22 protein-coding genes are annotated in these 23,761 nt (G+C 70.3%); 7 read left to right on the top strand and 15 right to left on the bottom strand.

What is annotated here, in order from left to right:
* Positions 1–154 precede the first annotated feature (154 nt).
* The 3 genes from ACFPYL_RS15755 to ACFPYL_RS15745 all read left to right on the top strand — a co-directional run bounded on the left by ACFPYL_RS15755 (position 155) and on the right by ACFPYL_RS15745 (position 3,578).
* Positions 155–1,534, top strand: a complete 1,380-nt coding sequence (locus ACFPYL_RS15755) for an ABC transporter substrate-binding protein (protein WP_379156152.1) — start codon at positions 155–157, stop codon at positions 1,532–1,534.
* A 164-nt stretch (positions 1,535–1,698) separates the two neighbouring features.
* Positions 1,699–2,661: a carbohydrate ABC transporter permease gene (locus ACFPYL_RS15750; RefSeq protein WP_379156149.1), complete on the top strand. Its 963-nt coding sequence runs from the start codon at positions 1,699–1,701 to the stop codon at positions 2,659–2,661.
* Complete coding sequence (locus ACFPYL_RS15745; RefSeq protein WP_379156146.1) at positions 2,658–3,578, top strand: carbohydrate ABC transporter permease; 921 nt, start codon at positions 2,658–2,660, stop codon at positions 3,576–3,578. The genes ACFPYL_RS15750 and ACFPYL_RS15745 overlap by 4 nt, the downstream gene beginning before the upstream one ends.
* 15 nt (positions 3,579–3,593) lie before the next feature.
* Here ACFPYL_RS15745 and ACFPYL_RS15740 read toward each other — a convergent pair whose 3' ends face one another.
* Entirely contained in the window at positions 3,594–4,967 is a 1,374-nt protein-coding gene (locus ACFPYL_RS15740; protein WP_379156143.1) for a GH1 family beta-glucosidase, read from the bottom strand.
* 47 nt (positions 4,968–5,014) lie between these two features.
* Between ACFPYL_RS15740 and ACFPYL_RS15735 the strand changes: the two genes are divergently transcribed.
* Positions 5,015–6,022, top strand: coding sequence for a LacI family DNA-binding transcriptional regulator (locus ACFPYL_RS15735; RefSeq protein ID WP_379156140.1), 1,008 nt, complete (start codon positions 5,015–5,017; stop codon positions 6,020–6,022).
* Here the strand turns inward: ACFPYL_RS15735 and trmB are convergent.
* Positions 6,007–6,732 (bottom strand): tRNA (guanosine(46)-N7)-methyltransferase TrmB, encoded by a 726-nt coding sequence (trmB, locus tag ACFPYL_RS15730; protein ID WP_379156138.1) that lies wholly within the window; start codon positions 6,730–6,732, stop codon positions 6,007–6,009. The genes ACFPYL_RS15735 and trmB overlap by 16 nt on opposite strands.
* 18 nt (positions 6,733–6,750) lie before the next feature.
* Between trmB and ACFPYL_RS15725 the strand changes: the two genes are divergently transcribed.
* Positions 6,751–8,121, top strand: a complete 1,371-nt coding sequence (locus ACFPYL_RS15725) for an aspartate aminotransferase family protein (RefSeq protein WP_379156135.1) — start codon at positions 6,751–6,753, stop codon at positions 8,119–8,121.
* On the opposite strand, the gene ilvA is transcribed toward ACFPYL_RS15725, so the two are convergent.
* From ilvA to ACFPYL_RS15685, 8 genes are all read right to left on the bottom strand, one after another.
* On the bottom strand, positions 8,105–9,358 hold the full coding sequence (gene ilvA, locus ACFPYL_RS15720) for a threonine ammonia-lyase IlvA (RefSeq protein ID WP_379156132.1): 1,254 nt from the start codon (positions 9,356–9,358) through the stop codon (positions 8,105–8,107). The two genes, ACFPYL_RS15725 and ilvA, sit on opposite strands and share 17 nt — an antisense overlap.
* A gap of 189 nt (positions 9,359–9,547) precedes the next feature.
* Complete coding sequence (tuf, locus tag ACFPYL_RS15715) at positions 9,548–10,741, bottom strand: elongation factor Tu (protein ID WP_379156129.1); 1,194 nt, start codon at positions 10,739–10,741, stop codon at positions 9,548–9,550.
* A gap of 69 nt (positions 10,742–10,810) precedes the next feature.
* The gene (fusA, locus tag ACFPYL_RS15710; protein ID WP_379156126.1) at positions 10,811–12,922 is read right to left on the bottom strand and encodes an elongation factor G; all 2,112 of its coding nucleotides are present in this window, start codon (positions 12,920–12,922) and stop codon (positions 10,811–10,813) included.
* A gap of 85 nt (positions 12,923–13,007) precedes the next feature.
* Complete coding sequence (gene rpsG / locus ACFPYL_RS15705; protein ID WP_056151822.1) at positions 13,008–13,478, bottom strand: 30S ribosomal protein S7; 471 nt, start codon at positions 13,476–13,478, stop codon at positions 13,008–13,010.
* Between the two features lies 1 nt (position 13,479).
* Positions 13,480–13,854: a 30S ribosomal protein S12 gene (gene rpsL, locus ACFPYL_RS15700; protein WP_028636428.1), complete on the bottom strand. Its 375-nt coding sequence runs from the start codon at positions 13,852–13,854 to the stop codon at positions 13,480–13,482.
* A gap of 242 nt (positions 13,855–14,096) precedes the next feature.
* A complete protein-coding gene (locus ACFPYL_RS15695; RefSeq protein WP_379156122.1) occupies positions 14,097–15,362 on the bottom strand; it encodes an MFS transporter in 1,266 nt (421 codons plus the stop codon).
* A gap of 12 nt (positions 15,363–15,374) precedes the next feature.
* Positions 15,375–15,824 carry a MarR family winged helix-turn-helix transcriptional regulator gene (locus tag ACFPYL_RS15690; protein WP_379156119.1) on the bottom strand — a complete coding sequence of 150 codons (450 nt, stop codon included), beginning with the start codon at positions 15,822–15,824 and terminating at the stop codon, positions 15,375–15,377.
* Positions 15,825–15,905: 81 nt separating this feature from the next.
* On the bottom strand, positions 15,906–17,354 hold the full coding sequence (locus tag ACFPYL_RS15685; RefSeq protein ID WP_379156117.1) for an NCS2 family permease: 1,449 nt from the start codon (positions 17,352–17,354) through the stop codon (positions 15,906–15,908).
* A gap of 34 nt (positions 17,355–17,388) precedes the next feature.
* On the opposite strand from ACFPYL_RS15685, the gene ACFPYL_RS15680 reads away from it, so the two are divergent.
* A complete protein-coding gene (locus tag ACFPYL_RS15680) occupies positions 17,389–17,700 on the top strand; it encodes a DUF2530 domain-containing protein (RefSeq protein ID WP_379156114.1) in 312 nt (103 codons plus the stop codon).
* 19 nt (positions 17,701–17,719) lie between these two features.
* On the opposite strand, the gene ACFPYL_RS15675 is transcribed toward ACFPYL_RS15680, so the two are convergent.
* Positions 17,720–18,514: a DUF3027 domain-containing protein gene (locus ACFPYL_RS15675; protein ID WP_379156112.1), complete on the bottom strand. Its 795-nt coding sequence runs from the start codon at positions 18,512–18,514 to the stop codon at positions 17,720–17,722.
* Between the two features lie 51 nt (positions 18,515–18,565).
* Here ACFPYL_RS15675 and ACFPYL_RS15670 point away from each other — a divergent pair, with 51 nt between their 5' ends.
* Entirely contained in the window at positions 18,566–19,924 is a 1,359-nt protein-coding gene (locus tag ACFPYL_RS15670; RefSeq protein WP_379156110.1) for an MFS transporter, read from the top strand.
* A 4-nt stretch (positions 19,925–19,928) separates the two neighbouring features.
* On the opposite strand, the gene ACFPYL_RS15665 is transcribed toward ACFPYL_RS15670, so the two are convergent.
* From ACFPYL_RS15665 to ACFPYL_RS15650, 4 genes are all read right to left on the bottom strand, one after another.
* Positions 19,929–20,321, bottom strand: a complete 393-nt coding sequence (locus tag ACFPYL_RS15665) for a cold-shock protein (RefSeq protein WP_379156107.1) — start codon at positions 20,319–20,321, stop codon at positions 19,929–19,931.
* A 210-nt stretch (positions 20,322–20,531) separates the two neighbouring features.
* A complete protein-coding gene (gene larE, locus ACFPYL_RS15660) occupies positions 20,532–21,947 on the bottom strand; it encodes an ATP-dependent sacrificial sulfur transferase LarE (protein ID WP_379156104.1) in 1,416 nt (471 codons plus the stop codon).
* A 9-nt stretch (positions 21,948–21,956) separates the two neighbouring features.
* A complete protein-coding gene (locus tag ACFPYL_RS15655) occupies positions 21,957–23,261 on the bottom strand; it encodes a hypothetical protein (protein ID WP_379156103.1) in 1,305 nt (434 codons plus the stop codon).
* Entirely contained in the window at positions 23,258–23,752 is a 495-nt protein-coding gene (locus ACFPYL_RS15650) for a SigE family RNA polymerase sigma factor (RefSeq protein WP_379156100.1), read from the bottom strand. Before ACFPYL_RS15650 ends, ACFPYL_RS15655 begins: the two co-directional genes overlap by 4 nt.
* Positions 23,753–23,761 lie beyond the last annotated feature (9 nt).

Below are 23,761 nucleotides of genomic sequence, written 5' to 3'. Positions count from 1 at the left end.
GAGCGTTCCCATTGAAATGTGACCTGCGTTACAGAATCGTGATCGGCAGTCCTTGACGGACACGCGCGTAAACGTTTGCATCGTCCTCGACGGAGCGGGTTTGAAGGCGCGCGGACTAGACGGACCTGCTGACAACCCAGAGAGGAATGCACGCATGCGATCACGCAACACGCGTCGCGGAATGGCAGTCGCTGCCGTTCTCGTCAGCGGAGGACTCGTCCTCGCTGGCTGTGGCGGCAGCGACTCAGAAGGCAGCAACAAGGCCAGCGGCACCTCGCCCGGCGAGGGCAAGGCCGAATGTGAGCAGCTGACGCAGTTCGGCGACCTCAGCGGCAAGTCGGTCAAGATCTACACCTCGATCGTCGCCCCCGAGGACCAGCCGTACAAGGACTCGTTCAAGCTGTTCACGGACTGCACCGGCGCCAAGGTCGACTACGAGGGCTCGAAGGAGTTCGAGGCCCAGCTGGTCGTCCGCGTCAAGAGCGGCAACCCGCCGGACATCGCGTTCATCCCGCAGCCCGGTCTGCTGAAGACGCTCGTCCAGGACACGGGCAAGGTCGTCGAGGCGCCCAAGACGGTGTCCGACAACGTGGACGAGTTCTACGGCCCGGACTGGAAGGCCTACGGCACGGTCGACGGCAAGTTCTACGCGCCGCCGCTCACCGCCAACGTGAAGTCCTTCGTGTGGTACTCCCCGAAGATGTTCGCGGAGAAGGGCTGGAAGGTCCCGACCACGTGGGACGAGATGCTGCAGCTCTCCGACACCATCGCGGCCAGCGGCATGAAGCCCTGGTGCGCCGGCATCGGCTCCGGTGACGCCACCGGCTGGCCGGCCACCGACTGGCTCGAGGACGTGATGCTGCGCTCCGCCGGCCCGGACGTCTACGACCAGTGGGTCAACCACGACATCGCGTTCAACGACCCGGCCGTGGTCACCGCGCTGGACAAGGTCGGCGACATCCTCAAGAACGAGGACTACGTCAACGGTGGCTTCGGTGACTCGAAGTCCATCGCCAGCACCGAGTTCACCGACGCGGGTCTCCCGATCCTCGACGGCAAGTGCGCGATGCACCGCCAGGCGAGCTTCTACGCCGCCAACTGGCCCGAGGGCACGGACGTCTCCGAGAACGGCGACGCCTACGCGTTCTACCTGCCCCCGATGGGTGACGAGTTCGGCAGCCCGGTCCTCGGCGGCGGCGAGTTCGTGACGGCGTTCACCGACAGCATCGAGACGCAGGCCCTGATGACCTACATCTCCGGTGGCGAGTGGGTCAACGAGAAGGGCAAGGCGACCCCGAACGGTGGCTTCGTCAGCGCGAACAAGAACCTGGACATCGCCAACGTGGCCAGCCCGATCGACAAGACGTCGGTCGAGATCCTGCAGAACCCCGACGCGGTCTTCCGCTTCGACGGCTCCGACCTGATGCCGGGTGCCGTGGGCGCCGGGTCCTTCTGGAAGGAGATGACTGCCTGGATCGGCGAGAACCAGAGCACGCAGGACACCCTCGACAACATCGAGGCGTCCTGGCCGTGATCGACCGCCCGCCGGCCGGTCGCTGACCGGCCGGCGGGCAGCCACACCCCGCCGGGCCGCGCGGGCCCCCTCCTCTGGACGGGGGCCTCGCGGCCCGGCACCCTTCTCCTGTCCACCCGGCCGCGTGAGCCGCCGCTACGCCGCCCGACCACCGGGAGTGCTTCATGTCCGCAGGTGAGAAGTTCGTCCAGATGTTCATCGCGATCGGACTCTTCTTCGGAGTCGTCGCGGTGATCCTGCTCGCGACCCAACGGATGCGGTCGCGCAAGGGAGAGCTGGCCCAGTCGGCCGCCTTCGTCCTCCCCGCGATCGCCATGATCAGCGTCGGGCTCGTCTACCCCGCGATCGTCACGATGTACCAGTCGTTCTTCAACGCGAGCGGCAAGGAGTTCATCGGGTTCGACAACTACGTCACGATCTTCACCGACGACGACCAGGTACGGGTGCTGCTCAACACGGTGGCCTGGGTCGTCCTGGTCCCGCTGTTCTCGACCGTGTTCGGACTCGTGTACGCCGTGCTCATCGACCGGGCCCGGTTCGAGAAGTTCGCGAAGGCCCTCATCTTCCTGCCGATGGCCATCTCGCTGGTCGGCGCCTCGATCATCTGGAAGTTCGTCTACAGCTACAGCGACACGGAGAACGCCCAGATCGGCATCGCCAACCAGATCCTGAAGTCGCTCGGCTTCGAGACCTACCGCTTCCTCCAGGAGTCCCCCTGGAACACGCTGTTCCTGATCGTGATCATGATCTGGGTCCAGGCCGGCTTCGCGATGACGATCCTGTCCGCCTCGATCAAGGCGATCCCCGACGACATCATGGAGGCCGCCCGTCTCGACGGCGCCGGCCCGTGGCAGCTCTTCCGCCAGATCACGGTCCCGAGCATCCGCCCCTCGCTGATCGTCGTGCTCACCACGATCAGCATCACCACCCTCAAGGCGTTCGACATCGTGCGCACCACCGTCGGTGGCAACTTCGACACCAGCGTGCTGGCGTTCGAGTTCTACCGCCAGAGCTTCACGTCGTTCAACCAGGGTCTCGGCGCCGCGCTCGGCGTGCTGATCTTCATCCTGGTGATCCCGATCGTCGTCTACAACGTCCGTCAGATGCGCAAGCTGGAGGCACGATGAGCACCGCAGTCACCGACGTCGAGGCCACGGTCGCCAAGGAGTCCGTCGCCACCAGCGCGCACAAGGCGCTCACCTCGCCCTGGGCGTCGCTCGCCGCGGTCGTGATCGCGGTCCTCTGGACGATCCCGACCATCGGGCTGTTCATCACGTCGTTCCGTCCCGAGGGCGACGTCAAGACCAGCGGCTGGTGGACGATCTTCACCAACCCGTCGTTCACGCTCGACAACTACGACGCGGTGCTGAACGACCCGAACACCGACTTCGCGACGTTCTTCATCAACTCGATCGTGATCACGATCCCGGCCGTGCTGATCCCGGTGAGCATCGCGACCATGGCGGCGTACGCCTTCGCCTGGATGCGGTTCCCGGGCCGGAGCCTGCTCTTCGTCGCCGTCTTCGCGCTCCAGATCGTGCCGATCCAGGTGACGATGATCCCGCTGCAGTCCCTGTACGTCGACCTCGGCCTCGCAGGCTCCGAGGCACCCGGCGGCGGCTTCTACACGATCTGGCTCTCGCACTCGATCTTCGCGCTGCCGCTGGCGATCTACCTGCTGCACAACTTCATGTCGCAGATCCCGGGCGAGCTCATCGAGTCGGCACGCGTCGACGGCGCCGGCCACGTGCAGATCTTCAGCCGGATCATGCTGCCGCTGATGGCGCCCGCCATCGCCGCGTTCGGCATCTTCCAGTTCCTGTGGGTCTGGAACGACCTGCTGGTCGCGCTGGTGTTCAGCGGCGGCAGCCTCGACACGTCACCGCTGACGGTCCGGCTCGCCGAGCTGTCGGGCACCCGCGGGCAGGACTGGTACCTGCTCTCCGCGGGCGCCTTCGTCTCGCTGGTGGTGCCGCTGATCGTCTTCCTGTCGCTCCAGCGCTACTTCGTGCGCGGCCTGATGGCCGGCAGCGTCAAGGGCTGATCGACGGCGCGGCGGTCAGGACGAAGCGGAGCCGATGTGCTCGCTCAGCCAGTGGTAGGACGCCTTGGGGGTGCGGGCGAGGTCCTCGGGGTCGATGTGCACGACCCCGAAGGTCTTCGTGTAGCCCTCGGCCCACTCGAAGTTGTCGAGGAGCGTCCACACGATGTAGCCCCGGACGTCGGCACCGGCCGCTCGGGCGGCCTCGGTGGCGGCGATGTGGTCGCGCAGGTAGCCGATCCGGTCCTGGTCGTCGACCACGTGACCGGCGGCGCCCTCGACGAGCACGTCGTCGGCGTACGCCGCGCCGTTCTCGGTCACCACGATCGGGAGGCCGGTGCGCTTGTGGGTGTCGACGAGGAGCTCCTCGAGGCCGTAGCCGTCGACCTCCCAGCCGATGTCGGTGCGGGGCTCGCGGACCACGAAGGACACCGGGGTCACGCCCGGGTAGGCCTCGACCTCGGGGTGGACGTCGAGGCTGGGGTCGGCGAGGGTCGGGCGGAACGGCGTGTAGTAGTTGACGCCGAGCCAGTCGGCCGAGCCGTGCACCAGCGCGAGGTCGCCGTCGCGGACCAGGGTGTCGTCGGCGAGCACCGGGGCGACCCGCAGCAGGCCCTCGTCGTACGCGCCGTCGACGAGCGGGCCCGTCCAGATGCGGTTGCGCACGGCGTCGAGCTCGTCGGCGGCCTGTGCTGCCTCCGGGGTCTCGGGCCAGAACGGCGCCAGGTTGTGCACGATGCCGACGTCGTGGACGCCGGCCTCGTGGAGGCGGGCGGCCGCGAGGCCGTGGGCGAGGTTGAGGTGGTGGGCGGCCCGGTGCCCGGCGGCGCCCTCCTTGCGACCCGGCGCGTGGATGCCCGCGGCGTACCCCAGGTAGGCGGCGCACCACGGCTCGTTGTGCGTGGCCCAGACCTTGACCCGGTCGCCCAGGTGGTCGTGGACGACCATCGCGTAGTCGGCGAACGCCTCGGCGGTGCCGCGCTCGAGCCAGCCGCCGCGGTCCTCGAGCGCCTGCGGCAGGTCCCAGTGGTAGAGCGTGGCGGTCGGCTGCACCCCGCGCGCCAGGGCCGCGTCGACGAGGCGGTCGTAGTAGTCCAGCCCACGCGTCTCGACGGCTCCCGTGCCGGCCGGCACGATCCGCGGCCAGGCGACGGAGAAGCGGTACCAGCCGGCGTTCAAGCCGGCCACCAGGTCGAGGTCCTCCTCGTAGCGGTGGTAGGAGTCGCAGGCCACCGACCCGTCGCGCCCGTCCCGGGTCGCGCCCGGCTTCGCGGCGAAGGTGTCCCAGATGGACGGCCCGCGGCCGTCCTCGGTGCTCGCCCCCTCGATCTGGTACGCCGCGGTCGCGGCACCGAAGGCGAGGGTGGATCCGTCCGGGAGGTGCACAGTCATGGGCACCACCGTAGTGCCTGGGCCGGGAAAGTGGGAGCGCTCCCGCTGTGACGAGCATCAAGGACGTGGCGCGCGACGTGGAGATGTCCACGGCGACCGTCTCGCGCGCGCTGCGCGGGCTCGCGGGTGTCTCCGAGGAGACCCGGGAACGCGTGATGGAGTCGGCCCGCCGGCTCGGCTACGTGCCCTCCCCGAGCGCCGCCGGGCTGGCCAGCGGGCAGACCCGCACGGTCGCGGTCATCGTGCCCCGGGTGACGCAGTGGTTCTTCGCGGCGCTCGTGCAGGGCGCCGAGGAGGTGCTCCGTGAGCGCGGCTACGACCTGCTGCTCTACAACCTGGCCGGGGACCCCTCGGCCCGGCACCGCGTGTTCGAGACCAGCCTGCTGACCAAGCGCGTGGATGCCGTCCTGATCCTCAGCCTGAAGCCGAGCCCGGACGAGCTGGAGCGGCTGTCGCGGCTCGGTCGCCCGGTCACGATCATCGGCGCCGACATGCCCGGGTGGGCGACGGTGCGCATCGACGACCACGAGGCGGCCGCGACCGCGACCCAGCACCTGGTCGACCTCGGGCACCGGTGCATCGCCTACCTGGGTGGCGCGACCGAGGGCGTCCTCGACTTCACCGCTCCCTCGGCGCGCCTGGCGGGCTACCGGTGCACGCTGGAGGGTGCGGGCGTGGCGCTGCGGGCCGAGCTCGAGGAGGACGGCGAGTTCACCGTCGCCGGCGGCCAGCGTGCGGCTCGGCAGCTGCTCGGCCTCGAGGTCGCGCCGACGGCGATCTTCGCGGCGTCCGACGAGATGGCGATCGGTGCGCTGCGGGCCGCCCGAGAGCTCGGCGTACGCGTGCCCGAGGACCTGTCGGTGATCGGCATCGACGACCACGAGATGGCCACCTACTTCGACCTCACCACGGTCGCGCAGCCCGTGCACGAGCAGGGCCGGGTCGCGGCGACCCAGGTGCTCGCCGCCCTCACCGACGACGACTGGAAGCCCGAGCAGGTGATCCTGCCGACACAGCTGGTCGTGCGCGGGACGACGGCTCAGCCGCGCACGTAGGCGAGGTCGACGATGTCGCGCCCGGCCGCGATGCCCTTGCGCTCGAACTTCGTCACCGGACGCTCCGCCCAGCGCTCGACGATGCCGCCGCTGAGCAGGGGCTCGGCGTCGAGGACCTCGACCATCTGCTCCGCGTAGTCGGCCCAGTCCGTCGCCAGCCGCCACTCGGCCCCGGACGCGAGTCGCTGGGCGGCGAGGGACGCGAAGGCCGGGGTGACCAGGCGACGCTTGTGGTGACGAGCCTTGTGCCACGGGTCGGGGAAGAAGATCCACAGGCCCGCGAGGCTGTCCGGCGCGACCAGGTGCTCGATCGACCAGACGGCATCGACGCTGAGCATCCGCACGTTGGTCAGGCCCGCGTCCCCGATCCGGCCCAGGGTGTCGGCGACGCCGGGACGCCAGACCTCGAACGCGACGACGTCGTGGTCCGGCCGGGTCCGCGCCAGCTCGACGGTCGACTCCCCGATGCCCGACCCGATCTCGACGATCAGCGGCGCCTCGCGCCCGAAGAGACCGGCCAGCGTGAACGCCGGGTCGTCGACGGCCTCGTCGGGCACCCACCACCGCTCGGCGTACGCCGTCCACGCCTCCTGCTGCCGCGGGGTGAACCGGCTGCCTCGCCGGGAGTAGGTGAGCACCTCGCGCATCCGGCGGCCGTCGTCGGTCAGCTTGTGGTGCGGGCGCGCGGGTCGGACGCCTTCGTCGTTCATGTCGTCTATCTTCCCGTCATGACCGACCGCACCCGAATCGCGTCCCTCCGCGCCCAGGAGGAGGAACTCTTCGCCGAGCTGCACCCGCGGTCGGCCGAGCTGGCCGAGCAGGCCCGCGGGCCGTTGCTCGCCGGCGTGCCGATGCCGTGGATGACGCGCTGGCCGGGCCGCTTCCCGCTCTTCTTCGAGTCGGCGTCCGGCGCCCGGCTCACCGACGTCGACGGCGTCGAGTACGTCGACCTGTGCCTCGGCGACACCGGCGCGATGACCGGTCACGCACTCCCCCAGGTCACCGAGGCCCTCACGGCGCGTGCCTCGCGCGGCATCACCACGATGCTGCCGTCGGCCGACGCGATCTGGGTCGGCGAGGAGCTGGCCCGGCGCTTCGGCCTGCCGTCGTGGCAGCTCGCGATGTCGGCGACCGACGCCAACCGGTTCGTGCTCCGCTTCGCGCGCCACCTCACCGGTCGGCCGCGGATCGCGGTGATGGACTGGTGCTACCACGGCACCGTCGACGAGACGCTCGCCGTCCTCGACCCTTCGACAGGCTCAGGACAAGCGGGGCGGGTGGTGCCGCGGCCGGGAGCCCTCGGCCCGCAGGTCGACGTCGCCGAGACCACGGCCGTGGTGCCGTTCAACGACCTCGACGCGTTGGACCGGCGCCTGGCCGTCGGCGACGTGGCCTGCCTCCTGATGGAGCCCGCGCTGACCAACATCGGGATCGTGCTGCCCGAGCCGGGCTACCTGGAAGGCGTCCGCGAGGTGACCCGCCGCCACGGCGTGCTGCTGGTCAACGACGAGACCCACACGCTCTGCGCGGGGCCCGGCGGCGCCACCGTCGCCTGGGGCCTCGACCCGGACATGGTGGTGGTCGGCAAGCCGATCGGCGGTGGCATCCCGTGCGCGGCGTACGGCCTGAGCGCCGAGCTGGCCGAGCGGCTCTCCGGGCCGATGCTGGGCCACGAGATCGACGTCGCCGGCGTCGGCGGCACCCTCACCGGCAACGCGCTGGCGCTGGCCGCGATCCGGGCCACGCTGTCGACCTGCCTGCGCGAGGAGGACTTCGCGGTCGCGGTGCCGCTTGCGGAAGGGTTCGCGGCCGGCGTGGCCGGCGTGATCGCCGACCACGGGCTGCCGTGGCACGTGCAGCGGCTGGGCTGCCGCGCGGAGTACTGGTTCTGCCCGCCGCCGCGCGACGGTGCAGCCGCGGCCGCGGCCGTCGACGAGGAGCTGGAAGGCCTGCTGCACCTGTGGTGCCTCAACCGGGGCGTGCTGCTGACGCCGTTCCACAACATGGCGCTCTTCAGCCCGCACCACACCGTCGCCGACGTGGACCGGCACACGGAGGTCTTCGGTCAGGCGGTCGCCGCGCTCACATCAGGAACGTGAACAGCGGCGAGCCCGGCGGCACGCGCTCGATGGTGAGCGGGCTCGCCTCCATGCGGTCGAGCAGGCCGGCGAGGCCGGCGGCGGTGTCGAGCTCGACCCCGACCAGCGCGGGCCCGGTCTCGCGGTTGTTCTTCTTCACGTAGTCGAAGACGACGATGTCCTCGGTCTCGCTGAGCACGTCGTCGAGGAAGTGCCGCAGCGCGCCGGGCTCCTGCGGGAACGACACCAGGAAGTAGTGCCGCAGCCCCTGGTGGACCAGCGATCGCTCGACGATCTCGCCGTACCGGCTGACGTCGTTGTTGCCGCCCGACACGATGCAGGCGACGGCGCCGTCGGCCGGGAAGGTGCCGGCGAGGTCGCGCACGGCGGCGCTCGCCAGGGCACCGGCGGGCTCGGCGATGATGCCCTCGACCTGGTAGAGGTCGAGCATCTCGGTGCACACGGCACCCGCCTCGACGGTGACCACCTCGTCGACCAGGTCGCGGACGATCGGGAACGTCAGCTCACCGACCCGGCCGACGGCCGCGCCGTCGACGAACGTGTCGACGTCGGGCAGCAGCACCGGACCACCGGCAGCGAGGGCGGCCGTCATGCTCGCCGCTCCCTGGGGCTCGACGCCGACGATGCGCACCTGCGGGTGCCGCTCGCGCAGCCAGGTCGCGATCCCGGCGACGAGTCCACCGCCGCCCAGAGGCACCACGACGGTGTGGATCGGGACGGTCGACTGCTCCATGAGCTCGACGGCGACCGTGCCCTGCCCGGCGATCGTGCGCAGGTCGTCGAACGGCGGGACGTAGACGGCGCCGGTCTGCTGGGAGTCGGCGAGCGCGGCGGCGCCCGCGACGTCGTACGTGCTGCCCTCGACGATCAGCTCGACGCGTCCCTCACCGAGGGCGAGGATGCGCTGCCGCTTCTGGCGTGGGGTGTTGCCGGGCACGTAGACCCGGCCCTGGACACCCAGCCGGGCGCAGCTCCAGGCCAGGCCCTGGCCGTGGTTGCCGGCGCTCGCGCACACGACGCCCCGGGCGCGCTCGGCGTCGGTGAGACCGTTGATCAGGTGGTAGGCGCCGCGCACCTTGTAGGACCGTGTCAGCTGGCGGTTCTCCCGCTTGAGCAGCACCGGCGCCCCGACGATCTCGCTGAGCCGGACGCTGTGCTCGAGCTCGGTGCGTCGTACGACGGGGGCCAGCACCTCGGCCGCAGCCTCGACGGCTGCCGCGTCCACACGTCTGCTCACGAGGCGACCCTACGGCTCCGCGCTCGCGCGACGGCTCGCTGTCCGCTGTGGGATCGCCGAGCCGGCGCCAGTTTTCACCGGGAGCGCTGCGCGCATCGGAAAACTGGCGCCGGCTCGGCTCCTTCTCAGCACAGACAGAAGGGCCCCGACAGCCTTGCGGCTGTCGGGGCCCTTCGTGTCAGTGCTGGATCACTTGGTGATCTTGGTGACCCGGCCGGCGCCGACGGTGCGGCCACCCTCCCGGATCGCGAAGCGGAGACCCTCGTCCATGGCGATCGGCTGGATCAGCTCGACCGACATCTCCGTGTTGTCGCCGGGCATGACCATCTCGGTGCCCTCGGGGAGGGTCACGACGCCGGTCACGTCCGTCGTACGGAAGTAGAACTGCGGGCGGTAGTTGTTGAAGAACGGCGTGTGACGGCCGCCCTCCTCCTTCGAGAGGATGTAGACCGAGGCCTCGAAGTTGGTGTGCGGGGTCGTGGTGCCCGGCTTGATGACGACCATGCCGCGCTCGATGTCCTCGCGCTTGGTGCCACGGAGCAGCAGACCGACGTTCTCACCGGCCTGGCCCTCGTCGAGCAGCTTGCGGAACATCTCGACGCCGGTGACGGTCGACTTCTGGGCCGCCTCGCGGATGCCGATGATCTCGACCTCCTCGCCGACCTTGACGATGCCGCGCTCGATGCGACCGGTGATGACGGTGCCACGACCGGTGATCGTGAAGACGTCCTCGACCGGCATGAGGAACGGCTTGTCCGTCTCACGCTCGGGGGTGGGGATGGCCTCGTCGACCGCGTCCATGAGCTCCATGATCGAGTCGCCCCACTTGGCGTCGCCCTGCAGCGCCGGGAAGGCGGCAACGCGAACGACCGGGATGTCGTCGCCCGGGAACTCGTACTCCGAGAGGAGCTCGCGCACCTCCATCTCGACGAGCTCGATGAGCTCCTCGTCGTCGACCATGTCGCACTTGTTGAGCGCCACGACCAGGGCCGGCACGCCGACCTGGCGGGCGAGCAGCACGTGCTCACGCGTCTGCGGCATCGGGCCGTCGGTGGCGGCAACCACGAGGATCGCGCCGTCCATCTGAGCCGCGCCGGTGATCATGTTCTTGATGTAGTCGGCGTGACCCGGGCAGTCGACGTGCGCGTAGTGGCGCGCCTCGGTCTGGTACTCCACGTGCGCGATCGAGATCGTGATGCCGCGCTGACGCTCCTCGGGAGCCTTGTCGATGTCCTCGAACGCCGAAGCGGCGTTGAGGTCCGGGTGCTTGTCGTGCAGCACCTTGGTAATCGCCGCGGTGAGCGTCGTCTTACCGTGGTCGATGTGACCGATGGTGCCGATGTTGACGTGCGGCTTGGTCCGCTCGAACTTCGCCTTAGCCACTGGGGCTCCTCCTGTGTGGGTTGTTACTTGACTCGTACTGGTTGTTGCTGCCGAGGGTCCTGACGAGGATTACTCGCCGCGGACCTTCTTGATGATCTCGTCGGCGATGTTCGTGGGAACCTCGGCGTACGAGTCGAACTCCATCGAGTACGAAGCCTGGCCGGAGGTCTTGGACCTCAGGTCGCCAACGTACCCGAACATCTCGGACAACGGCACGAGGGCGTTGATGACCATGTCACCGTGACGCTCCTCCTGTGCCTGGATCTGGCCGCGACGGCTGTTGATGTCACCGATGACGGTGCCGAGGAACGACTCGGGGGTCGTCACCTCCACCGCGAACATCGGCTCCAGCAGCACGGGCTTGGCCATGCGGGCGGCCTCCTTGAAGGCCTGGTTGCCGGCGATCTTGAACGCGAGCTCCGACGAGTCGACGTCGTGGTAGGCGCCGTCCTCGAGCGTGAACTTCACGTCGACCATCGGGTAGCCGGCGAGGACGCCGAACTCCATGGCGTCCTGGCCACCCTGGTCGACCGACGGGATGTACTCGCGCGGGACGCGACCACCGGACACGTTGTTGACGAACTCGTAGCCCGCACCGGTGCCCGTCTCGGGGTCGATGTTGGGGCCGAGCGAGACGACGACCTTCGCGAACTGACCCGAACCACCGGTCTGCTTCTTGTGCGTGTAGCTGTGGTTCGTGACCTCCTTGCGGAGGGTCTCGCGGTAGGCGACCTGCGGCTTGCCGACGGTGGCCTCGACGCGGAACTCGCGCTTCATCCGGTCGACGAGGATCTCCAGGTGGAGCTCGCCCATGCCGGCGATGATCGTCTGGCCGGTCTCCTCGTCGGACTTGACCGTGAAGGTCGGGTCCTCGTCGGAGAGGCGCTGGATCGCGGTGCCCAGCTTCTCCTGGTCACCCTTCGTCTTGGGCTCGATCGCGACCTCGATCACCGGGGCCGGGAACGTCATCGACTCGAGGACGACCTGGTTGTTGGGGTCGCTCAGCGTGTGACCGGTCTTGGTGTCCTTCAGACCCATGACGGCCACGATCTGGCCGGCGCCGACCGACGCGATCTCCTCACGCTTGTTGGCGTGCATCTGGTAGACCTTGCCGATCCGCTCCTTGCGGCCGTTGACCGAGTTGACCACGGTCGAGCCGGCCTCGAGCTTGCCGGAGTAGACCCGGACGTAGATCAGCTTGCCGAGGTGCGGGTCCGACGCGATCTTGTAGGCCAGGCCGGAGAACGGCTCGGAGTCGGCCGGCTTGCGCGCGATCTTCTCCTCCTCGTCCTTGGTCGAGTGGCCGATGATCTCGCCGATGTCGAGGGGCGACGGCAGGTACTTGACGACCGCGTCGAGCAGGGGCTGGACGCCCTTGTTCTTGAACGCCGTACCGCACAGGACCGGGTTGAGCTTGTCGGCGAGCGTGGCGCGACGGATCGCGGCCTCGAGCTCCTCGACGGTGAACTCACCCTCCTCGAGGTACTTCTCCATGATCTCGTCGTCGGCCTCGGACAGCGTCTCGAGGAGCTTCTCGCGGTACTCGGCGGCCTGCTCGGCCAGCTCCGCGGGGATCTCCTCGACGGTGTAGTCCTCACCCATCGTGGTCTCGCCGCGCCAGGTCAGCGCGCGCATGCCGACGAGGTCGACGACTCCGAGGAAGTCGGACTCGGCGCCGATCGGCAGCTGGAGGACCAGCGGGGTGGAGTTGAGGCGCTCGACCATCATGTCGACGCAGCGGAAGAAGTCCGCGCCGGTGCGGTCCAGCTTGTTGACGAAGCACATCCGGGGCACGGAGTACTTGTTCGCCTGGCGCCACACGGTCATGGTCTGGGGCTCGACACCCGCGACACCGTCGAAGACAGCGACGGCGCCGTCGAGGACGCGCAGCGAGCGCTCGACCTCGGCGGTGAAGTCGACGTGCCCGGGGGTGTCGATGATGTTGATCTGGTGGTCCTTCCACCAGCAGGTCGTCGCGGCGGACGTGATCGTGATGCCGCGCTCCTGCTCCTGCTCCATCCAGTCCATCGTGGCCGCGCCCTCGTGGACCTCACCGATCTTGTAGGTGATGCCGGTGTAGAAGAGGATGCGCTCGGTGGTGGTGGTCTTGCCGGCGTCGATGTGCGCCATGATGCCGATGTTGCGGACCTTGTTGAGGTCCGTGGTGATGTCGACAGCCACTGTTGTCAGCGTTCCTTAGAAAGTAGGAATTGCGGGTGGAGCGCAGGCGGCCCGTCCTGTGGGCGGGGCACGCCTGCGCCCGTGGTCACCAGCGGTAGTGCGCGAAGGCCTTGTTGGACTCGGCCATCTTGTGGGTGTCCTCGCGCTTCTTCACCGCGGCACCGAGGCCGTTGGAGGCGTCGAGGATCTCGTTCATGAGCCGCTCGTGCATCGTCTTCTCGCGACGGTCCGAGGCGTAGCCGACGAGCCAGCGCAGCGCGAGCGTGGTGCCGCGCGTGCCCTTGACCTCGATCGGGACCTGGTAGGTCGCGCCACCGACGCGGCGGGACTTGACCTCGATGGTCGGCTTCACGTTGTCGAGCGCACGCTTCAGCGTGACGACCGGGTCGGTGCCGGTCTTCTCGCGGCAACCCTCGAGCGCGGTGTAGACGATGCGCTGGGCAACCTGCTTCTTGCCGTCCTGGAGGACCTTCGACACGAGCTGGGAGACCAGCTGCGACCCGTAGACGGGGTCGATGTCGATAGGCCGCTTCGGAGCGGGACCCTTGCGCGGCATATCAGCTCTTCTCCTTCTTGGCGCCGTAGCGGCTGCGAGCCTGCTTGCGGTTCTTGACGCCCTGGGTGTCGAGGGTGCCGCGGATGATCTTGTAGCGGACACCGGGGAGGTCCTTCACCCGGCCGCCGCGGACGAGCACGATCGAGTGCTCCTGGAGGTTGTGACCGACGCCCGGGATGTACGCCGTGACCTCGACGCCGCTCGACAGGCGCACACGGGCGACCTTGCGGAGGGCGGAGTTCGGCTTCTTCGGGGTGGTGGTGTAGACGCGGGTGCAGACGCCACGGCGCTGCGGAGATCCCTTCAGGGCAGGCGTCTTGTTCTTCGACACCTTGTCCTGGCGGCCCTTGCGGACCAGCTGGTTAATAGTGGGCACCGGGTGGTTCCCCTTCTGGTTTGCTGTCAGTACGAGCGCCCTGCTCGCACGGTGTTGGAGCTGTGTGTCCGGGCGGTGCTAGGTCAACCCGCTGGGCTAGCCCCCGAGGTCGGGCGTGTCGCCTGACAGGAGCATCGTGATCGCCCGAACGTTTCCGGGCACGCACAGCGGTCCGGTTGTCCCAGACACAAGGAAAAAGACTACCCGGGGCCCCTAGCACGGTCAAAACGCCGTCGGCACGCTCAGCGGAGCGCGAGCACCGCGTCGTCCCGGGCCTCGATCCCAGCGTCCGAGCCTCGGCGCAGCCGCTCGTAGATCGCCACCGCGAGGAGCACACCCACGACGCAGAGCGCGCCGCCCACGACCAGGGTCCAGCGGGCGCCGAGGTGCTGGCCGATCCACCCGATCACGGGGGCGCCCAGCGGCGTACCGCCCATGACGACGGTGAAGTAGAGCGCCATCACGCGGCCGCGCAGCGCCGGGTCGGACTCGGTCTGCATGGTGGCGTTGGCGGAGTTGAGCATGGTCAGGGCGAAGAAGCCGATGACCGGGGCGAAGAGCGCGAACGTCAGGTACGTCGGGAGCAGGCCCGCGACGATCTCGGCCAGGCCGAAGGCGACGCCGGCCACGATCACCAGCCGCAGGCGGATCCGGGTCCGTCGCGCGTTCAGCAGGGCGGCGGTCAGGGAGCCGACCGCCATCGCGGAGCCGAGCAGGCCGAACTCGCCGGCGCCCTTGCCGAACACCTCGGTGGCCATCAGGGCCGAGGTGATCTGGAAGTTCATGCCGAAGGTGCCGGCGAAGAACACGATCACCAGGATCAGGATCATCTTCGGCTGGCTGCGGACGTAGCGGACCCCCTCGACGAGCATGCCGGGCTCGCGCGGTCGCCGCTTCGGCGACTGCAGCAGGGTGACGTCCATCCGCTCGAGCTGCCAGATCACCGCGAGGTAGGAGAAGGCGTTGATCAGGATCACCCAGCCGGTGGCCTCGGGGCCGCCGCCCAGCGCGCCGATCATCAGGCCGGCGACCGCCGGGCCGACGATGCGCGCCGCGTTGAAGCTGGCCGAGTTGAGGCCGACGGCGTTGGTGAGGTCGTCGGGGCCGACCATCTCGGACACGAACGCCTGGCGGGCAGGGGTGTCGAAGGCGGCGCCGACGCCGAAGAGGAGGGCCAGCACGTAGACGTGCCAGGTCTGGGCCACCCCGAGCACGGCGATCAGGCCGAGCAGCAGCGAGGTGAACGCCATCGTCGCCTGCGTCAGCTGCATCAGCCGACGCTTGGGGAACCGGTCGGCGATCACGCCGGCGTACGGCGAGAGCAGCAGGATCGGCAGGAACTGGAGGCCGGTCGTGATGCCGAGCTCGGTGCCGCTGTTGCCGGGCAGGTGCAGCACCAGCCAGTCCTGCGCCACCCGCTGCATCCAGGTGCCGGTGTTCGACACGACGCTACCGGCGAGGTAGAGCCGGTAGTTCGGGTTGCGGAGGGCGCGGAAGGTGGGGCTCATGCTGCTTTCTGGTCAGTCCTGCTGGGCGAGGCGGTCGAGGATGGGGGCGGCCTGGCGGAGCACAGTGCGCTCCTCGGGGGTGAGCTCGCGGAGACGCTGGGCCAGCCAGGCGTCGCGGCGGGCGCGGTCGGCGAGAACGCGGTCGCGGCCCTGCTCGGAGAGGCCGACGACGACCTGACGGCCGTCCGTCGGGTGCGCGCTCTTGACGACGTCGCCGCTCTCCTCGAGGCAGTTGACCGTGCGGGTCATCGAGGGCGGCTGGACCTTCTCGGCGGCGGCGAGCTCACCGACGGTCAGCTCGCCGCGACGGGCGAGGACGCCGAGGACGCCCATCTGGTTGAGGCTCAGCTCGTTGTCGGGGTGCCGCTCGCCGGCCAGGCGCCGGCGCAGCCGCATCACGCCGAGGCGAAGCTCGGCGGCGAGCCCGGCATCGGTGCGGGCGACCTTCTCCACGGTGGGCATGTCGTTAGCATAACTCATTACCCATGCTAACTATTCCACCGACAGGAGGGGTCGCCCGCCGCAGCGGACGACCCCTCGAGGTCAGGTCAGCCAGCTGGTGATCGGGTTGATGCAGAAGTAGACGACGAAGAGAGCGGCGACGATCCACATCAACGGGTGGATGTCGGCGATCTTGCCGCGGACGACCTTGATCACGACGTACACGATGAAACCGGCACCGATGCCGACGGAGATCGAGTACGTGAACGGCATCAGGACGATCGTCAGGAACGCCGGGATGGCGATCTCGAGGTCGTCCCAGTCGATGCCCTTGACCTGCTGCATCATCAGGAAGCCGACCAGGACGAGCGCGGGCACCGCGGCCTCGGACGGGATGATCGCGACCAGGGGGGCCAAGAAGATCGCGAAGAGGAAGAGCACCCCGGTCACGATCGAGGCGAGGCCGGTACGGGCGCCTTCACCGACGCCCGAGGCGGACTCGATGTACGACGTGTTGGAGGAGACGCCCGCGGCGCCACCCGCGGCGGCGGCCAGCGAGTCGACCACCAGGATCCGACGGGTGTTCGGCGGCGTGCCGTCCTCCTCGAGCAGGCCGGCCTCGGCGCCGATCGCCGTCATGGTGCCCATCGTGTCGAAGAAGTCGGCCAGCAGGAGGGTGAAGATCAGCAGGACCGACGTGACCAGCCCGACGTTCTGGAAGGAGCCGAGCAGGCTGAAGTGACCGAGCGTGCCGAAGTCGGGGGTGTCGACGATCTTGTCGGGCCAGGCCGGGGTGGTCAGGCTCCAGGCCTTCGGACTCCCGATGGCCTCGACGATCACGGCGAGGACCGTGGTCGCGACGATCGAGATCAGGATCGCGCCCTTCACGTGGCGCACCCACAGGGCGATCACGAGCAGCAGGCCGAAGGCGAAGACCACGACGGGCCACCCGGACAGCTGGCCGGTGGCGCCGAGCTGGACCGGGACGGTGGTGTTGGCGGCGTCGGGGATGCGGTGCACGAAACCGGAGTCGACGAAGCCGATCAGGGCGATGAAGAGGCCGATGCCGACCGAGATCGCGACCTTCAGCTGGGCGGGGACGGCGTGGAACACCGCCTCCCGGAAGCCGGTGAGCACCAGGACGAGGATCACCAGGCCCTCGATCACGACCAGGCCCATCGCGTCGGCCCAGGTCATCTGGCTGGCGATCGAGAACGCGACGAACGCGTTGAGGCCGAGCCCGGTCGCGAGCGCCAGCGGGTAGTTGGCGACCACGCCCATCAGGATCGTCATGATGCCGGCGACGAGCGCCGTACCGGCGGCGATCATGGCGAGGTTGGGCTCGGTCCCGCCGCCGAGGACCTTGCCGTCCTCGTCGGTGGCGAAGCCGAGGATCAGCGGGTTCAGCACGATGATGTAGGCCATCGTGAAGAACGTGACGAGGCCGCCTCGGACCTCACGACCGACCGTCGAGCCGCGCTCGGTGATCTTGAAGTAGCGGTCCAGGCCGCTCGCGGGGGTGGTGTTCGTTGTGCTCACGGGCGGCAGCATTCCAGACCCGACGGGCGTCGACTAGCGTGGGTGCGTGGAGTACGACGAGGGCCAGCCGCTGCAGCACGAGTTCGGCAACCGCACCTATTTCATCGCGGACGTCGAGCCGCTGGACGTCGACGGCGTACGCACCGTCGAGGTCGGCACCGCGCTGTGGTTCATCGGCTTCCTCGCCCTGCTGCCGTTCTACGGGCGGCTCGAGGACTCCGGCCGCCTGTGGTGGCTGTGGACGTGCATGGCCGGCGTCGGCCTGGGCCTGATCGGGCTCGAGTACTGCCGGCGCCGCCGGGTCGCACGGACCGAGCGGGACGCCGCGATCGCCGAGATCGAGGGCGAGGAGCCCTAGATCTCGGTACGCCGGACGCTCAGAAGCTCTCGACGTCGTCCGGCGTCATCGTGTCGATGACGGGGACAGGCGGCGGGAGCGGCTCGTGCTTCTTGGCCAGCCGCACCTCGGAGTGCGCTCCGCAGCCGTGGTCGAACGACACGATGCGGCCGTCGTCGTTGGCGTCGCCGTTGGCGCAGACGCCGAACATCTCCGACAGCGGCCCGGCGATGCGCACCAGGAAGCCGCAGGTCGTGCACTGGTCCGGCGCGGACCGGGCGATCGGGGCGTCGGGGCCGCCGTCGCCGTCGTACCACCGCTGCGCGGCGAGCTCGCGGCCCTCGGGCGCGAGGGTGCGGACCCGGCCGAGGCCGAGGTCCTGCGCGACGGCGCGGACCTGCGCCTTCTCGTCGGCGTCGAGCGGGTCGTCGCCGAAGGAGTACGTCGGGACCAGGCGCGGGTCGTCGTCGTCGACGGGCAGCAGGTCGCCGGGCGAGAGGTCGCCGGGCTTGATCCGCTCGCGGTAGGGCACCCAGGACGGGGCGACGATGGCGCGGTCGCCGGGGACCAGGACGATCTCATCGACCGTGACGTCCTTGGTGCGGCTGGCGCGGGCGACGGTGACGGACCACTGCCAGCCGACGTAGCCCGCGCGGGCGCAGGCGAACAGGTGGGTGACGACCCGCTCCCCCTCGACCACGTGGCCGAGGTGGTCGCCGACGTCGGCGGCACCGACCTCCTCGACGAGGGCGGCGCGGGCGAGGTCGACCGCCGCCACGGTGGCGGAGTCGGGCTTCGGGCGCGCGATGGTGATCACGACGAAATCATGACGCATCGGGCACGTCGATGTCAGGTCGGGGCTGGTCCGACCGGGCAGGATGGGCCCATGAACGAGCCCAGCAGCCCCCCGACCACGGGCCGCGGGGCCCGGGTCACCCGGGGTCTGGGTGGTGCCGCCCGCGCGACCGGGCGGGCCGGGCGCTACACGATGCGCCAGGCGCGACGCGCCGCCGAGGCGCAGGGCGCGGGCGAGTCCGGGCTGTCCCGCCTGATCCAGATGCACTTCTTCAACACCGCCGGCGACGCGGCGGTGGCGATCTCACTGGCCGGCACGCTCTTCTTCACGGTGCCGTCGGGCGAGGCGCGCGGCCAGGTGGCTCTCTTCCTGGGCCTGACGATGCTGCCGTTCGCGATCGTGGCGCCGCTGATCGGGCCGTTCCTCGACCGCTTCGCCCATGGGCGCCGCTGGGCGATCGGCGCGACGATGGCGATCCGCGCCTTCCTGTGCTGGGTGCTCGCCGGCGCCGTCGTCACCGACTCGCCCTGGATCTTCCCTGCCGCGCTCGGGGTGCTCGTCGCGTCCAAGGCGTACGGCGTCACGCGCGCCGCCGCCGTGCCCCGGCTGCTCCCCCGGGACTTCACGCTCGTCAAGGCCAACGGCCGAGTCTCGATGTCGGGCATCGTCGGCGTGGCCGTGTCGGCGCCGATCGCGGGACTCGCGTCGGTGGCCGGGCCCGAGTGGGTGCTGCGCTACGCCTTCCTGCTCTTCGTGGCCGCGACCGTCGCAGCCGTCCGGCTGCCCGCGCGGGTCGACTCCAGCGAGGGCGAGGGCGACCTCGTGCTGCGCGGAGGCGCCGAGGGACGGGCCCGCACCGGCAGCGTCCGGATCCCGCCGGCCGTCGCCTACGCGCTGCGCGCCAACTGCGGCCCGCGATGGATGTCCGGCTTCCTGATCATGTTCATGGCGTTCCAGCTGCGCGAGAACCCGATCGGCGGTTGGAGCGTCGAGGTCCTCACCGCGCTGGTCGTCGGCGGCGCCGCCGCCGGCAACTTCCTGGGCGTGATCGCGGCATCCATGCTGAAGCGGATCAACCCGTCCGTCACCGTCTCGGCCGTGCTGGTCACGGACGTCGCGGTCGTCGTGTTCGGCTTCGTCCTCTACGGCGTGCTCGCACTGATCCTGCTCGGCCTGGTGGCCGGGCTCGGTCAGGCGCTGGCGAAGTTCTCGCTCGACGCGACGATCCAGCGCGACGTACCGCACCGGGTGCAGGCCAGCGCGTTCGCGCGCAGCGACACCACACTCCAGCTGGCCTGGGTGATCGGCGGCTTCATCGGCATCGGGATGCCGCTCGACCCGCCGCGCCTGGGGCTGGGGGTCGCGACCGCCGTCCTGGTTGCGTGGTCGGTCTTCGTGCTGGTCCGGCGCCCGAGCCGGGCGTCCCGCGAGGTACGGACCGGGAACTAGTCCGTCAGGACTCGAGCTCGTCGGCGACGGCGCGCAGGAGGCTGGCGACCGGCTTGGCGGCCTGGCGGTCGGGCTGCCGGCCGTGCCGGTAGGCCTCGCCGACGCCGTCGAGCAGGCGGATCAGGTCCTCGACGATGGTGGCCATCTCGTCGGGCTTCTTGCGCTTGGCGTCGCGCTGGTTGCGCGAGACCGACGCCGGCCGGTCGAGGACGCGCACCTGCAGCGCCTGGTCGCCCTTGCGCCCCTGCGCGATCCCGAACTCGACCCGCGTGCCGGCCTTGAGGCTCGTCCCCTCCGGGAGCGCCTCCGCGCGCACGTAGACGTCGGGGCCGTCCTCCTGCGACAGGAAGCCGAAGCCCTTCTCGGCGTCGTACCACTTCACCTTGCCAGTGGGCACGGGTCTGACCTCATTCTCGGTTGCTCGGATGCTGCGGTGGCCGAGTCTAGGGGGCGTCTGCTCATCCGGCGCCGTCGCGAGCGGGGTTTCGCGCCGATCTGGCAAGGCGGAGGTGCGAAGGCGGGCCGGAGGCCCGTCGAGTCGCCGACAACGCCGCCAGCTCGGATGCGAAACTCCGCGTAGCAGGCACCTCCGGATGAGCAGACGCGCCTAGAGGGCTTCGTTCATGGATCCCGAACGAAATCCGCGGGGGTCGACGACCACCTCGTCGAAGCCGGCGACGCGTACGGCGTCGAGCAGGCCCGCCTCGACCTCGGGCGCGAGCGGCAGCAGGGCGGCGTCGACCTCGACCGACGCCCGGTCGCCGAGGTCCCGGACGCGCAGGTTGGCCAGGCCGAGGTCCGCCAGCGCGGCGCGGACGGCGACCTCCGCGCGCTCGACGCGGCCGAGCCGGAGAGGCGTGACCTCCACGCCGTACGCGATCCGCGACGAGAGGCAGGCGGCCGCCGGCTTGTCCCAGGTCGGCAGGTCCCAGCGTCGGGACGCGACGCGCACCTGCTCCTTGGTGAGGCCGGCGTCGGCGAGCGGCGTGATCGCGTCGCGCTCGGCGGCGGCACGGATGCCGGGCCGGAAGCCGGCGACGAGGTCGTCGGCATTGGTGCCGGTGGCGACGTGGGCGAGGCCGCGCTCGGCGGCGATCGGCGTGAGCACGTCGAGGAGCTCGGCCTTGCAGAAGTAGCAGCGGTCGCCCGCGTTGGCGCGGTAGCCCTCGCGCTCCATCTCGTGGGTCTCCGGGGTGAGCACCTCGACGCCGAGGCTCTCGGCGAACTCGCGGGCCGGGTCGCGCTCGGACATCGGCAGCGAGTGGGAGTAGCCGGTGGCGGCGGCGACCCGGTCGGGGCCGAGGGCACGGACCGCGGCAGCGAGGAGCAGCGCGCTGTCGGCGCCGCCGCTGTAGGCGACCAGGACCGAGCCGCGGCGCTTCAGGTCCTCGTCGAGCGCGGCCAGCCGCAGGTCCAGGAGGTGCTGGTCGAGCCAGGCCGGGAAGTCCTCGAGGCTGTCGAGGACGACGTGGGTGCCGGCCGCCTCGAGCTCCTCGCGGGTGCAGCCGCCGGTGAGCACCGAGACGCTGGTCGCGTCGGCGGCCAAGGCGCCCTCGACGTCGTGCACGTGGTCGCCGACGTAGATCGTCGCGCCCTCGCGACGCAGCGCGTCGGCCTTCCCGACACCCCAGACCCAGCCCTCGAGGTGGTCGACGTCGAAGGCGAGGTGGTCGAGGTGGAGCTGGGCGTTGGCGGGGAACTTGCCGGTGACCACGACGACGCGGCCGGCGTGACGGCGTACGGCGGCGATCGCCTCGTGCGCCCCGTGGAAGGCGGACGTGCCGACGATCGCGTGGTCGGGGTAGAGCGCGCGGAACCGGTCGCCGGCGGCCGGGATCGCCTCGGCGTCGAGGTAGGGCTCGAGCAGCATGTCGAGCGGCGGCCCGAGCTGCTTGGTCATCTCCTCGACCGGGAACTCGACCCCGAGCTCACCGCCCAGCGCCGCCAGCACGTCGCGGAAGCCGGGCGCCGTGTCGATCAGCGTCATGTCGAGGTCGAAGCCCACGACCAGCTGATCTGCCATGGGGTCAGCCTAGGAGGTCGGCACCAACGTCCTTCGACGGCGTCGTACGACGAGCAGAGCGGCGACGGCGCCCAGCAACAGGAGGGCCAGGCCGATCTCCTGCCAGCGCCAGGCGGCCCACGCGTTGCTCGACCCGAGCACCCGGCCGGCGACACCTCGACGGGCGTCCCCCGACAGCGCGTCGTCGGCCCAGGTCGCACAGGTCGCCTCGAAGGCCGGGTCGACGGTGATCAGCGGACGTCCTCCGTCGTCGCGCGCGGCGACCACGTCGCTCCCCTGGAACGCGGGTCGAGGACTGTTGCGCGCCCAGGACACGGGGCACTGGAGGAGCTCCGCGACGACCTCACCGACCTGCCGCCCGTCGGTGAGGGAGAAGACCGGAGCGGACGTGTCAGGGGTGCCGACCAGGACGATCCGGCTGCCGTCGGGCGAGACGTATCCGAACATCGGGCTCCATCCCGCCTCGGCGCGGAGCCGGAGGGGCACGCGGCGCAGCTCCTGACCGCTCATCGAGGTGACGACCACCGTCGCCCGCGCCGCTGTGACGCCGTCTGCGTTCGTCGCGAGCCAGACCAGCGCGCCGTCCCTCGTCCACCCGGCCGACGACGGGAAGTGGTCGCCGCGGGCGACCGGGCCGGTCACCGCGGTGACTGTCCCGTCGACGCCGATGAGGAGCGCATCCGTGGCTCCACCCTCGGCGGTCGACCTTCCATCGACGAACAGCTGGGTGGCGTCGGGTGACCAGTAGCCCCACGGCCCCGGCCGTACCGCGTACGGCGCCCCCACCGACCCCGAGGCGGCCACGCTGCCGTCGTCGACACCCTGCGCGACCGTGGTCGCCCCGGTCACCAGGTCGCGCAGCACGAACCGGTCGTCCGCCTCCAGGTACCCGAGCTTCGTGCCGTCGGCCGACAGCGCCACCGGGAAGTCGTGGAGCCCTGCGTCCTGCGGCACCTCCCAGACGCGGCCGCGCGGGGACACAGCGCTGACCGTGCCGTTCCCGCCCCAGATGAGGCCGGCCACCGCCCCGGCCTGGCTGGGGAGGTCGCGGTGCAGCCAGGGGTCGTCGACGCGCGTGGGGTAGCCGTCGACGCCGGCACCGTCGGGGTCGGCGGGTGCGGGGTCGAGGGTGCGGGGCAGCCAGGTGACCGCGCTGGCGAGGACCGCGAGCACCACCAGGGCGACCGCGCCGACCGCGATCCGGTAGCGGGTGCGCCGTCGCGCGCCGGCCGACCAGGCGGCGCTGGCGTCGGGCACGACGTACGCCGGGACGTCGGCGACCAGGTCGTCCAGTCGGTGCTGGAGATCGCTCATCGGGACTCCTCCCCGGCCAGGTCGGCCAGCAGGTCCGGGGCGAGGGTGCGCAACCGCTCGAGGGCTGTTCGGGTCTGGGACTTGACGGTGTTGGGCGAGCAGCCGAGCACGGCCGCCGCCTGGACCTCGGTGAGGTCCTCGTAGAACCGCAGCGACAGCACGGCTCGTTGCTTCGGGGTCAGCCGCAGGAGGGCATCACGCAGCACGAGACGGCGCTCGACGTCCGGTCCGGTCCGTCCGACCTCGGGATGGTCGCCACCGACCTCGTGAGGTCGCACCGAGCGACGGCGCCACCGGTCGATCGCCAGGTTGTGCATCACCCGACGGGCATAGGCGTCCGGCTCTCCTCCGACCTTCCGCCAGTGCTGGGCGACCCTCGCGAGGGTGTCCTGCACCAGGTCCTCGGCGAGGTGGACGTCGCCGGTGAGGAGGTACGCCGTACGGGCGAGCGCGCTGCCGCGCGCGTGCACCCAGGCCTCGAAGTCCTCCACACCCCTATT

It is taken from the genome of Nocardioides hankookensis, from assembly GCF_042658885.1.
In the GTDB taxonomy this organism is placed as follows: Bacteria; Actinomycetota; Actinomycetes; order Propionibacteriales; family Nocardioidaceae; genus Nocardioides; species Nocardioides hankookensis.
This window is presented reverse-complemented; position numbering and strand designations above follow the sequence as displayed.